Origin of the sequence: Andreprevotia sp. IGB-42, assembly GCF_009848685.1 — a bacterium.
Taxonomy (GTDB): domain Bacteria; phylum Pseudomonadota; class Gammaproteobacteria; order Burkholderiales; family Chitinibacteraceae; genus Andreprevotia.
This window is the reverse complement of the sequence record NZ_WXTX01000018.1, coordinates 24395-37220: the sequence shown is the minus strand read 5'-3', so window position 1 is coordinate 37220 and position 12826 is coordinate 24395. Positions and strand designations below refer to the sequence as shown.

Sequence of the window (12826 nt, the reverse complement as noted above, 5' to 3'; positions counted from 1 at the left end):
AATTACATCTCCTTGTTTTCCTTGATGTTCCAGGCGACGGTGATTTCAGCGCCCTGGCCACCACGTTCGCTCTGTTCCCAGTACTGCTTGCGCACGCGGGCGGCCTGGAAGCCGTAGTTCATCACCAGACGCTCGTGGGTATCACCCGGATCGGTGCCCTTGACCTGTGCCGACGTCACCAGCACTTCTTCCAGCGTGATCTTGGCAAATTCGATCTGGTCGCCGCCCGATTTGCAGGCCGACAGTTCGACCTTGTCCAGGTGCTTTCCGGTTGCACAATGCTTGATCAGCGCCGGTGTGGCCTTGTCCATGTACGCGGTCACGTACAGGTCGTTGAAGCTGGCCTTGCCGCTGCCACCGCCACCGCCGGAGGACATCGTGCCCGGCTGGCTTGCGCCCCACGAGAACGACTGGATATCGCTCCAGCCACTGTGCTTGCTGTCTTTCGATTCGCCCGAGGTGCCTTCCACCTTCATGAACATTGCTGCTGCCATTTGGAACTCCTTCAGTTGCTTCGGGATAAGAATGGGAACTGCCAGTGTTTAACCGTCGGTCTTTTTGAGTGACGGCAACTTCGAAACCAGTCGCAGGGATACGGTCAGGCCCTCGAGCTGGTAATGTGGGCGCAGGAAGAACTTGGCCGAGTAATAGCCCGGATTGTCTTCCTGCTCTTCGACCAGGACTTCGGCGGCGGCCAGCGGCTTGCGCGCCTTGGTATCCTGCGAGGAATTGGCCGGATCGCCATCGACGTAGCTCATGATCCAGGTGTTGAGCCAGCGTTCCATGTCGTCGCGCTCGCGGAACGAGCCCACCTTGTCGCGCACGATGCACTTGAGGTAATGCGCAAAGCGGCAGCACGCAAACAGGTAGGGCAGGCGGGCAGACAGCCGCGCATTGGCCGATGCATCCGGATCGGTGTATTCGGTGGGCTGCTGCAGCGATTGCGCGCCGATGAACGCGGCAAAATCCGAGTTCTTGCGATGGATCAGCGGCATGAAGCCGTTCTTGGCCAGCTCGGCTTCACGGCGGTCGCTGATGGCGATTTCGGTTGGGCACTTCATGTCCACGCCACCGTCGTCGGACGGGAAGGTGTGGCAGGGCAGGTTGCTGACCGCGCCGCCCGATTCCACGCCGCGGATCGACGAGCACCAGCCGTACAGCTTGAACGAACGGTTGATGTTCACGCCCATCGCATAGGCCGAGTTGGCCCAGGTGTAGTGATCGTGGCTGGCGCCATCGGTATCTTCTTCGAAATCGAATTCGTCCACCGGATTGGTGCGCGCGCCATACGGCAAGCGGGCCAGGAAGCGCGGCACGGTCAGCCCCAGATAGCGGGCGTCTTCCGATTCGCGCAGGCTGCGCCAGGCGGCGTATTCGGTATTCTGGAAAATCTTGGTCAGGTCGCGCGGGTTGGCCAGCTCCTGCCACGATTCCATCTGCATCACGGCCGGATCGGCTGCGGAAATGAACGGGCAGTGGGCGGCAGCGGCGATGCGTGCCAGTTCGCCCAGTGTTTCCACATCCGGCGGGCTGTGGTCGAACTGGAAATCACCGATCAGGCAACCAAACGGCTCGCCGCCGAACTGGCCGTATTCTTCTTCGTAAATCTTCTTGAACAGCGGGCCCTGATCCCAGCCTATGCCCTTGTGGCGCTTCAGATTGCGCGCCAGTTCTTTTTTCGAGATCGGCAGCACGCGGATCTTCAGCAGCTCATCCGTTTCGGTGTTGTTCACGAGGTAATGCAGGCCACGCCAAGCGCCTTCCAGTTGCTGGAAGTCCGGGTGGTGCAGTACCAGGTTCACCTGCTCGGACAGTTTGCGGTCGATCTCGGCAATGATGGACTGGATGGCGCCATACGCATCGGACGAGATGGTGGTGCTGTGCTCGAGCGCCTGTAGCGCCAGCGTGTGCACCGCGCTTTCCACCGCGCTGCGCGCCTGTTCGGTCTTGGGGCGGAATTCCTTCTGCAGCAGCGCGGCAAAATCGCTGTCGAGGTGTTCGGTACGCTGCGCCTCTGGCGCGAGCAGGGTATCGGCTGGGTTCATGTCACTCTCCGTATTTGCCGGATTCGGTCAGTTGCTTGAGCAGCGAGGGTGATTGCGGGCCATGGGCGGCCAGGGTCTTGAGCACGTCCGGTGTCTTGAGGATTTCCGCGATCAGCTCTTCTGCGCCGGTTTTGCCGTCCATGTAGGACAGCAGGTTGGCAAGCTCGGTGCGCGCGGCCAGCAGGTTGCCGAGTGAATCGATGTTGCGGGCCACTTGCGCTGGCGAAAAATCGTCCAGCCGCTCGAAGCGCATATCCACCTGCAACATGCCTTCGCCACTCAGGCTGTTGGGCACCTGGAACGCCACGCGGGGCTGCAGCGATTTCATGCGCTCGTCGAAATTGTCGATGTCCACTTCCAGGAACTTGCGGTCGGCAAGATCCGGCAGCGGATCGACCTGCTTGCCGGCGATGTCGGCCAGCACGCCCATCACGAAAGGCAACTGCACCTTGCTTTCCGAGCCGTAGATTTCAACGTCGTATTCGATCTGCACGCGGGGTGCGCGGTTACGGGCAACGAATTTCTGACCGCTGCCGGCGGTTCGGGTATCTGCCATGCTCATGGGCTCCTGGTAGTAATGAGAAACAATCAGCACCTGCGGCGCCGGATCTGGAACTGACAGCGCATGCCGCGAGATGCACGGCCGCGCCACACAAAGCGGGCTTGCCCGTCACAGCGGCTTGCCGATGAAGACGTCGACCTGCGGCAGGCTGTCCGGCGCGATGTCGCGCAGGATTTCGTAGAACCCCATCTGCATCAACCGCTGAGCGCGGCGCAGCAGGATGGGTGCCGGGTGGCTGGGCTCGTGGCGGTCGAGGTAGGTGCAGACCTTTTCCAGTACCAGATTGATGTCTTCACGGCTGCGTACTTCCAGCGCCCGCCAGTCGGCAACGGTCTGCGGGGTTTGCACGGCTGCAAGTGGCGTATCGTCGGCAGGTGCCTCTTCCACCGGCTCTGGCGCGACGGCGCTATTGCTGGCGGCCGCGTCGTACAGGCGGTTAAGCAGCTTTTCCAGCGCGCCGCTATCGGGGCGCCAGTCTTCGCCCAGTTTCATCTGCACCTGGGTAGTCATGTCGCTGAGCGCCTGTTTGGTTGCAGGCAGCGCGTTGAGCACCGGATCGCCGGCATCCCAGGCCCGCGAGAGCTCGGCACGCAGCCGGTCGCGCCCGCCCGGGTACTCCAGCCGCTCTGGCGTGATGCCGTCGAGCAACATGTCCACTTCACGCAAGGTCAGGCCACCGGCACCCTGCAGCGGTGTTGCGCGCAGCGCGCGCAGGCAGCCCTGGCTATCGAACAGCCTGGCCAGCGCGTTGTGGCGCGGCAGCGGATCGTGTTCGCCGTCATCCTCCAGCAGCGGGTAGAGGCCATCCCAGTGCTGTGCCAGCAGGCCAGCCACCAGTTGCAGCGCATCGCTGTAGCCAGCCAGCCCACGCTGTTCGGTCCACGCCTGGGCCAGCAGCACCGCGATACGCAAATCCTTGCTCTGCGTGAGCAACTGCTCGGCCAGTTGGGCTACTTCGCCCCAATCCGCCGGCTGCGCGGGGATGATGGTGTTGCCGTATTGCTGCTCGGCCTTGGGCTGCGCTGCCTTGGTCAACTGCAGGAATTCGCTGGCGTATTCAAGGTCTTCACCGCAGGGCTTGATGCCGCTGACCGGCGCCAGCAACGTGGTGATGCGAGGGGGGAACGCTGTGGTCATGAGGTTCTCATTCAAAGCTGTGCGCGATTTCGCCAGCGTTGCCGGGGGCAACAACCAGCTTGGTGCGGTAAGGCGACAGGTTGCCGTTGCGGACTTCGATCTCGTACGAGCCTGCTGGCAGCGAGAGGGTCTTCAAGGGCGGGCTCACGCCCCGCTTGGTGCCGTCTACGTAGATTTCGCCCCATGGCGAAATGCGCAGCTTCACCGGCAAGATCTTGCCAACCGTGGTGGGTGCCACAGTCGGTGTGGCAGCGCTAACCGGTGCGGCCGTGGTCAATGCCTTGTCGGCATCGCGCTGCACTGCTGCGGCCAGCAGCTTGCGCGCCTCGGCCTCGTGACTGCCGCCGATGTATTGCTGCAGATAGCGCTGGTAGCCATCCGCGCTGTCGCGCTTGCGTGCCAGCGCCCAATCCTGTGCCTCTACATCCGGCTGGGTGGGCAGCACACTGGGCGCGCTGCTTGCCGGCGCTGTGGCTGCTTCGCTTGCCGCCGCTGGCACTTCTGTTGCTGCGGCAGCGAGCGGCGCGATGGTGGCGACGGGTTCTGTGGCTGGAGTGGCCGGCTGCGATGCGGCAGCTTGTACATCCAGTTGCGGCGAGGTGTTGCCACGCAGCAGCAGGAACAGGCCAACGACAGCAACCACCGCGGTCGTCCCCAGCGTGATCAGCCAGGGGAAGCGCTTACGCGGTGCTGCGGTGGTAGCAACAGCTGGTTCGGGGGCTTGTGGTGGTGATGCCTTGCCTGCCTGTACTTCCGGCTCGGCCGCCCGTTGCGGCAGCGGCGTCTGTGCCGGCTCGTCCGTCGGCGCAAACAGCGGGCTGCTGTCATCGTTGAGCAAGTCCGAGATGGAGGCATCATCGCCCAGCAGATCCGGCGGCAGCACCGCCGGTTCGGTACCCGCTGGCGGTGCTGCCACCTGTGGAAGCGGCTCGGCGGCTTGCACTGCAGCCGCTGCCACGGGGGCTGCTACAGGCGGAGCGTGCTCATCCGCTGGCGCAGCTTGAGCAACCGGTGCAGCAGCTGGTTCGGCTAAGGTTCGGGCTGGCGCAGGTACGGCAGCTTGTGCCGGCTGGCTGACGGCTGCTGGCACAGGCTGTGTTGCTGGTGGTGCCGGCGGCACATATTCAGGCACGCTGTAATGGCCTGGCGCAGCAGATTGCAGGCCCAGCAGTACGGCGAATTCCGCTACCGATTGCGGCCGGTCTACCACGCGTAGTTGCAGCGCCTGGTCCGCGGCCTGCAGCAGGCGCGGGCTGTAGCTGAGTGCGCGGCGTGCCAGCGGCACGTAGTTATCCTGGATGCTGCGCACCACTGCAGGCGGCGGCAGATCGCCACACACCAGCACGTGGATCACCGCGCCGAGCGCATACAGATCGGTCCACGGCCCCTGGCGGAACGAGGGGTCATCGGTATATTGCTCGATCGGCGCATAGCCGGACTTGAGCATCACCGCGCTGTCATCCACCAGATCGCCGATCAGTTTGCGGGCGGCGCCAAAGTCGAGCAGCACCGGGCGGCCGTCCGGCTGGATCAGCACATTGTCGAGCGCGATATCGCGGTGAAAGCACTGCGCGCGGTGCAGGGTTTCCAGGGCGCCCAGCAACGCGGCCATCAGGCGCAGAATCTCGGCCTCGGCCAGCGCCCGGCCACCGGTCAGCCGTTGCTTGAGCGTCTGGCCCTCATAGAACGGTGTGGCCATGTAGGCGGTGCCGTGGCCTTCCCAGAAACGCAGCACCTTGATCAGGCCCGGGTGATCAAACTGTGCCAGCAACCGTGCCTCGTTGATGAAGCCTGCTTGCCCGGCCAGGAAGGTGGCGGAGAAACGCTCGCTGCGCAGTGCCACGGTCAGGTCGCCGCGCCGCACCGCCAGCATGCTGGGCATGTATTCCTTCACCGCCACCACGCGCTGCAGCGCGTGATCGAAGGCACGGTAGACGATGCCGAAACCGCCGATACCAAGTACGCCGGTCAGTTCCAGCTCACCCATGCGGTGGCCCATGGGCAGCGGTTGCGCGCTGGTGTTCTGCGATGTGGCAGGGTCAAGGACCGAATCTGGCGTCACGATGGATATCCTTGCTGGGGCCCGAACAGCCGGGCAAACAATGCGTTGGTCATTTCGCCGGTATGCGCATGCGTCTGCAGCGGCGAGCCGTCGCCCTGGTGGGTCCACCAGAAGCTGGTGACGCCGGCTGCCTCGAAGTAAACCGACAGATCGGGCCAGGCGATGGACTGGCTGCCCGCGGCACCGGGCTGCAGCACGGCCAGGATGTCGTTGCTGGCGATGCGGGCAGGCTGGGCGGCCCAGTACGCCGGCGCGGATTCGAGCATGTGGTCGAGCCGCTCCGGTGAATGGCCATGGCGGATGGCTGCGAGGATGGTTTCGCCCATCTGCCGGTAAAACTGCCCGGCCTGGTCGAGTCGGGCGGTATCGAACTCGGCCAACGGCACGGGCATGACCGCTGCCACCGGAAAATACCGGCCAACGCGGTCACAACTGGGGGCCAGCGCGCCCAATTGCACGCAATCGAAGCCCAGCCCGGCGGGCAGCAGGAAATTCCATACCGGCGCCACCGCGTAGTGGCGGGGCAGCATGTCCGGGCTGGCCTGCTGCAGGGCGGTCAGGCCGTTGAGCATCCAGCGCTCCCACGCACGCACCACCGGGTAGGACAGTTGCCGGGTGACGAAATCACCGGCGGACGGAATCTTGCCGTACCAGCCCACGGTGGGCACACCAGGCATGTGCTCGGCCATGTTCATGTGCGCCCCGGGCAGGAGAAGGATTCAAGTTGCGACAGGCGGAACGGGCTGCGCACGCTACTGGCAGTCACTTCGAACACCACCTTGTTGCCGCCGATATCGAAGGTGGCAATCATCTGCTCGGGCACCCGGCCCGGCGTGAGCACCGCGCGGTCGAACATGCGGTGCATCGCCCATGCGCCCTCGGTGACAAAGCCGCCGCTGTTGCCGTTGGCACCGGTGGTCTGCACGCGGATCTGGTTGCTGCCGCGTGTGCCGGGCCATTGCACCTGGGTGCCTACCTGCGGGCCATGCGCATAGCGCACCACCTGACCGTCGATATCCAGCACGATCTGCGTGATGCCGGCATCCATCTGGATCGGCTTGAGCTCCACGCGGATGGACGGCGTGCGCGAACCGCCAGAGAAATACACATCGCGGATTACCGCAGCGCGCTCGAACGCGGACAGGAAGTTGGCGCGCGTACCGGCCTCACCCTTGAAGCGCCACGGGCGGGCAGCGGTATCGACCTGGCTGGCCAGATGCTTCTGGAAGAATTCGTCCATCATGCCGGCTGGTGCAAACAACTGGGCAAAATCGCCCGGCGCCATGTCCCGCGAAGACGAACGTGCCAGCGGGTAACGGCCATCGACGGCCTGGCGGCAGAAATCGCCGATATTGGCAGAAGCATCCTGGCCGATCTGCTGCTGCACCACGTGCGCCACATTGCCGTCAGACGAAGTCGCCAGCTGCCCCAGCATGTTGCGGAATGGTTCGGGCAACCGGCCGGCATCCGCGCGGATCTTGCTCAGCACTTCGTCCGACGGTGGTGCATTGCCACCGCGCAACGCTGCATCGGTTGCGGTCAGGAAGGTGTACAGCTCGTTGAGCGTATCGCGTACCGCGGCAATCGGCGCGGGTGCACCTTTCTCGCCCGGCCGGGTGAACTGGCGCAGACCGGCAAAACGGTTGTCCACTACCAGTTCCGGCCGTTCTGCGGTTTTGCCGGCAGGCTGCGCATCAGCGGTTTCCGGCTGGCCGAAGATGTCCTCCAGCGAGGCGCGGGTGTTGCTGACCTTGTCACGCGCCTGATCGATCAGCGTGCGGTCGTCGTCGTCCTTGTCGCGCACCAGCGTGGTCTCGCGCGATGCGGCGGTCATGAAGCGCACCAGCGGCGAATCGGGCGCCGACAAGGTGCGGGCAATCTGGATGTTCTGCGCCAGATCCTTGCCGCTGCGCAGCCGCATATCGGCCAGATAGCTTTCCCACGTGCTGATGTAGTCGTCGAAGTAAAGCCGCTTCACCTCGCGTGACCAGTTGGCGATGGTTTCTGGGCTGGTGGCCTCGGGCTGGCGCAGCGCCAGTACCCAGGTTTCCTCGCTGCCACGCCGGGTGACGGCTTCCTCGACCCGCGGCGCGAACACTTCCCAATAACCACGATAGCTGAACAGCCCCGGCACGCCGGCATTCAGGCTGGCGCCGCTGGCGCGCTGGAATACCAGCGATGCCTGCGGACCGACCACTTCGGCGGCATTGAAATCCACCAGCCTGTCATCGCGGCGCAACACCCGCTTCATGCCACTGTAGATGCGCTCCGCCAGCGTGTGGGTACGCAGGCGTTCGCGCAGTTGTGTAACCAGTGCATCGTCACGGGCATAAGGTGAGCTGACCGCCCGGCCCTTGAACAACCGTGCCAGATGCTGGCGCAACACATCGCGCTGTGCACGGGTGATCTCGCGGCCCATGCTGCGTTCGATATCGAGCGACAGCCAGGCTTCGAGGAAATCCGCATCGTAATGGCTGGCGTCGTACAGCATCAGGTACGCTTTCAGCGTGCTGTACTCGTATTCGATATCGCCTTGCGGTGCGCGGCGCAGGCCATCTTCCAGCCTTCTTGCCAGCAGCGGCAGCAGCACGTCTTCCAGTGCGCGTGCATAGGCGCCATCGGCAGCGGCATGCAGTTTGTCACCCTGGTAAAGGCCGAAGCGGTAGCCCAGTGGCGGGTTTTCCACATCGAAACGCGCGCTGACCGGCAACGCGCGCAGTTGATCCAGTGTCGGCATCACTGCGGTGGCCTGGGCACGGTCGCCGATCTTCACGCTGGCGATTTGTGCAGCCACGCCCGGCAGCCGGCTGGCCACTTCGGCCACGTAGCGCTGGTTGTTGTGGTAGCTGTTGAACCAGCCCAGTGCCAGCAGCAGGCTGACCACACCAACCGTGGCATAACCGGCACGGCGCAACCAGGACTGGCGGCGTTGCCAGCGCTCGTTGCTGCCTGCAAGGCCTGCTTCCTTGAAGATCACGTCCTGCATCAGGCTGCGCAGGAAAAAGCTGCGGCCAGCCTCGCCCATGCGCGGCGGCCGGCTGCTGCCTTCCACCTGCAGGAAGCGCTTGATGCCGCCCATCACGCGATCGAATACCGTGCCTTCCTGGGTGCCGCTGGTGAAGTACACCCCGCGCAGCAGCGCGCTGGCTTCGAAACGGGATTCAACGAACACCTGCTCCAGGAACTGGCCCAGCAGTGCCTGGATGCCGGCAAACTCCTGCGGCAGCAGGTAGGCCAGCTCGCGCTGGCGCGGGTCCAGCTCGGCCAGCATCTGTTCCGGCAGGCTGGCGTACAGGCGACGTTGCAACTGCTCGAATTCGCTGGCAAAGGTCTGCTTGAGATCGAAGCCCGGCGCGCGCACTGCCGCCAGCGGAAACGTCATGCCCCAGACCTGGCCGCGCTCTTCGCGCCCAAGCTGGTTGAAATACTCGGTAAAGCCGGCCAGCAGATCAACCTTGGTGACCAGCACATACACCGGGAACTGGATGCCCAGTTGCGCACGCAGCTCTTGCAGACGCTTGCGCAAGGTCATGGCGTGCTGGGTACGTTCCTGTTCGCTGGCACCCAGCAGATCGGCGATGCTGACGGTCAGGATGGCGCCATTGATCGGCTGCCGGGCCCGGTATTTCTTCAGCAGCTCGACAAAGCCTTGCCATTCGCCCTGATCCTGCTCGCGGTTGCTCTCCTGCATGGTGTAACGGCCGGCGGTATCGATCAGCACCGCTTCGTTGGTAAACCACCAGTCGCAATTGCGCGTGCCACCCACGCCGCGTACAGCGGCCTTGCCAAATTGCTCGGCCAGCGGGAAATCCAGCCCGGCATTCACGAGGGCGGTGGTCTTGCCCGAACCCGGTGCACCGATGAACACATACCAGGGCAACTGGTACAGGTATTGCGGCGACAGACGATCCAGCCAGCGGGTACGGCCGTTGCTGTTCTGCGGCGAGAACTGCGCGGTTTTCAGGCGCTCGGCCGCTTCGTCGAAACGGGTGCGCAATTCTTCCAGATGCGGGTTGGTCACCACCTCTGCCGCGCCGGCGCGTGGTGCCGGTGTGCGGATCTGGTTGAGCAATTGCGCATTGAGCTGTGCGGCGCGCCAGGTGCGATACAGCACGCGGGCCAGCCAGATGACGAAAATCAGCCCGATCAGCACCATCCGCACGGTGGCGCTGTCTAGCGGCCGGAAGCGGCCCACCGCAATCAGCGGGCCCAGTACCCAGATCAGGCAGGCCAGTACGATCAGGCCCAGCAGCACCCACAGGTGGCGGCTGAAGATCAGACCGAATGCGCGGCCGAGGAATCCCATCAGGCGGTTCATGGCTTGGCCTCCGCACCGGCAGGATGGGTGGCCGGTGCCGCAGATTGCCCGGCGGCCGGACCAGCCGGTACCAGCAAGGTGATCTCTACCCGGCGGTTACGCGCGCGGTTGCCGGCGCTGTCATTGGGTGCCACCGGATCGGCCTGGCCGCGGCCTTCTGCGCGCACGCGCCCGGCGCTGGACAGCCGCGCCTGCACCTGCGCCTTGACGGTATCGGCACGCGCTTGCGATAGCTCCCAGTTGGATGCAAAGCGCAAGCCGCGCGTCGGTACATCGTCGGTATAACCGGTGACGACGATGGCGCCCTCGGCGGTATTGAGTGCATCGCCGATCCTGGCCAGCAGCGGCTGGTAGCGCTCGATCACCGTGGCAGCGCCCGAATCGAACACGCCATCGCCGCGTAACACGACCACGCTGCGATCAGCCTCGTCACGTACCGTCACCAGGTGATCGCGGATCTCCGGCTCCAGCAATTGCGCCAGGCGCGGCTTGCTGGCCGGCTTGGGCGCGATATCCGCAGTCAGCACGCGCGGCATGCGCAGTTGGTCGATGGCGGCGAACACGTCGTCGGATCGTCCGGCCAGCGACATCTGCAGCACGGCAAACAGGATCAGGCACAGCAGCGCGGCGGCGGCGGCAGCGACCCATACCGGCAGTGCGCGTTGCACCTTGGGTGCTGCCACGGCGGGGTCGTGCCAGTGCGGCGACAGTGCACGCGGGTATTCGCCACGCGTAGTATTGATCAGTTGCAGCAGGCGCTGCTTGAGTGCATCGAGCTGCGAGCGGCCCTGATCGAGCACGCGGTAGCGGCCTTCGAAGCCCAGCATCAGGCAAAAATACTGCAGCTCCAGCAGATCGACATGCTGCTGTGGCTGGTGCGACAAGCGCGCCAGCAACTGGAAAAATTTTTCGCCACCCCAGGTCTCGTTGTGAAACGTCACCAGCAGGCTGTGTGCGGACCAGATGCCACCGCCGCCCCAGGGGGTGAGCGTTGCCGCTTCATCCAGCGTGGTGCACAGGCAGTAGCGCGCGCCGATGATGGTCTCGGTGGGCACGCCGCTTTCGCGGGCGCGCAGCTCGAACTGGCGCAGTTCTTCCAGCAATTGCTCGCGCAGGCGGGCAGGATCGGGGTGATGCACGGTGGCGCGGATCTGCGGCACCAGGTTGAGCAGCGGGTTGGCTGCTGCAACCAGCGGGCTGCTGCCGCTGATGATACGTTGCGCAGGTGCCGCGGCGGGTTGCGGTGCGCTGGCATGGCCGCTGCCTCCGGGGTTGGGGGGGACGAAGCCGCCACCCGCCAGGTGATCGTGCGGGTCGAACAGGGTGCCGGTACCTGCGGTCATGCGCGTATCGCCCAGAATTCCATCATCAGGCCGGGAAAGTCACCAGCCACATGCAGCGCCAAGCCGCCCGATTTTTCCAGCTGTTTCCAGAACTCGCCGCCTTTTTCCAGCTCGAAATAGGTATATCCGGCGTGATACGGCAATTGGCGCGGTGCAACAGGCAGCAGGCGCAAGCCGATGCCCGGCAATTGCAGCAATACCAGATCGCGGATGCGCTCCACCGCGCCCATCTTGAGCTGGGCAGGGAAGCGGGTGCGCAACACCTCGGCCGGCATGTCGGCATTCACCGCCAGTACAAAGCCGGCTTGCTGGATCAATTCCAGCGATGGAATCTGCGCCACGCGCACGCCATTGCCGCGCTCCTGCAATTCGATCGCAATGGCGTTCTGCTCCAGCACGCTCGATAGCGAGCGGCGCAATTCGGCCATCAATGGCGCAAACGTGGTACGCAGTGCATCGTGCTGGTATTCGGGCAATACGGTGGGGCGGCGTTGCGCTGCGGTATAGGTGGCCAGATCGCAGGCAAGCTTGAGCCAGTCGCCGAACACCTGCATCGGGTGCAGTGACGCGGCCTGCTGCGCATGCCAGGTGACCGCGCTATAGCGGTTGACGAGCTCCAGCAGCAGAAAATCGGCCACTTCCGAAACACCGCCACGGCCCGGTGCGGAAAGGCGCTCTGCCAGCACGTCACCGCGTTGCTGCAGCAAGCCGTGCAGCTCCTGCAGGTAGCCACGCAGCACCGGGTGGCGGATGGCATTGAGCAGCGGCGGGATATACTCCTCGTCCAGCAACACCTGACCATCGTTGCGGCGTTCCAGCACGCGTACTGCGCCCAGCGCTTGCCAATCGCCGTTGAGGCTGGATTCAGGCATCAGGCGCAGGTCGAGCTTGCCCAACTGCAGTACCGCCGGGCCGAAGGCCACGCTGTTGGCATCTTCTATTTCGAAATCGCTGACCTCATAACGCGCCCAGTCGGCTGCGCCATCCCAGCCCATTTCATTGCTGCCGGCCCGCCATATCGGCAACGCCAGCACGATCACCTGATCCTTGACGGCCACGCCGATATCGAGCGGCGCCGGCATGTCGGCTTCGCCGAATGCGAACGGTGTGCCGTCAGGCATCAAACCGCCACCACCGGCGAGGGCCACCTTGCCCATGGCCAATGCCTGCCTGTCCACCGTCAACTGATGCCAGCCCCACTGGAAGCCCTGCATGGGCTGGCTGCGCGCCTGCACGTAATGCTCGAAGTAGCGCTCCATCTGCTGGAAGTGATGTGGCCGCAGAAACATGCCTTCACTCCACACAACACGCTGGTGCAAGGCAGTGGCAATGGTAGGAGTAGGGGAGAGGGATTTCATG

9 protein-coding genes are annotated in these 12826 nt (G+C 64.3%); all 9 read right to left on the bottom strand.

Annotation, left to right across the window (positions count from 1 at the left end):
* Positions 1-2 precede the first annotated feature (2 nt).
* Entirely contained in the window at positions 3-494 is a 492-nt protein-coding gene (locus IGB42_RS19965; protein WP_159675043.1) for a type VI secretion system tube protein Hcp, read from the bottom strand.
* 48 nt (positions 495-542) lie between these two features.
* Positions 543-2045 carry a type VI secretion system contractile sheath large subunit gene (gene tssC / locus IGB42_RS19960; protein WP_159675041.1) on the bottom strand — a complete coding sequence of 501 codons (1503 nt, stop codon included), beginning with the start codon at positions 2043-2045 and terminating at the stop codon, positions 543-545.
* A 1-nt stretch (position 2046) separates the two neighbouring features.
* Positions 2047-2601 (bottom strand): type VI secretion system contractile sheath small subunit, encoded by a 555-nt coding sequence (tssB, locus tag IGB42_RS19955; protein ID WP_159675039.1) that lies wholly within the window; start codon positions 2599-2601, stop codon positions 2047-2049.
* 114 nt (positions 2602-2715) lie between these two features.
* Positions 2716-3744, bottom strand: a complete 1029-nt coding sequence (gene tssA, locus IGB42_RS19950; protein ID WP_159675037.1) for a type VI secretion system protein TssA — start codon at positions 3742-3744, stop codon at positions 2716-2718.
* A 7-nt stretch (positions 3745-3751) separates the two neighbouring features.
* Positions 3752-5806: a serine/threonine-protein kinase gene (locus IGB42_RS19945; protein WP_201800023.1), complete on the bottom strand. Its 2055-nt coding sequence runs from the start codon at positions 5804-5806 to the stop codon at positions 3752-3754.
* On the bottom strand, positions 5803-6501 hold the full coding sequence (gene tagF, locus IGB42_RS19940; protein WP_159675036.1) for a type VI secretion system-associated protein TagF: 699 nt from the start codon (positions 6499-6501) through the stop codon (positions 5803-5805). Before tagF ends, IGB42_RS19945 begins: the two co-directional genes overlap by 4 nt.
* Positions 6498-10124 (bottom strand): type VI secretion system membrane subunit TssM, encoded by a 3627-nt coding sequence (gene tssM, locus IGB42_RS19935; protein WP_159675034.1) that lies wholly within the window; start codon positions 10122-10124, stop codon positions 6498-6500. The genes tagF and tssM overlap by 4 nt, the downstream gene beginning before the upstream one ends.
* Complete coding sequence (locus tag IGB42_RS19930) at positions 10121-11467, bottom strand: DotU family type VI secretion system protein (RefSeq protein ID WP_159675032.1); 1347 nt, start codon at positions 11465-11467, stop codon at positions 10121-10123. The genes tssM and IGB42_RS19930 overlap by 4 nt, the downstream gene beginning before the upstream one ends.
* Positions 11464-12825 carry a type VI secretion system baseplate subunit TssK gene (gene tssK / locus IGB42_RS19925; RefSeq protein WP_159675030.1) on the bottom strand — a complete coding sequence of 454 codons (1362 nt, stop codon included), beginning with the start codon at positions 12823-12825 and terminating at the stop codon, positions 11464-11466. The genes IGB42_RS19930 and tssK overlap by 4 nt, the downstream gene beginning before the upstream one ends.
* Position 12826: the final 1 nt, after the last annotated feature.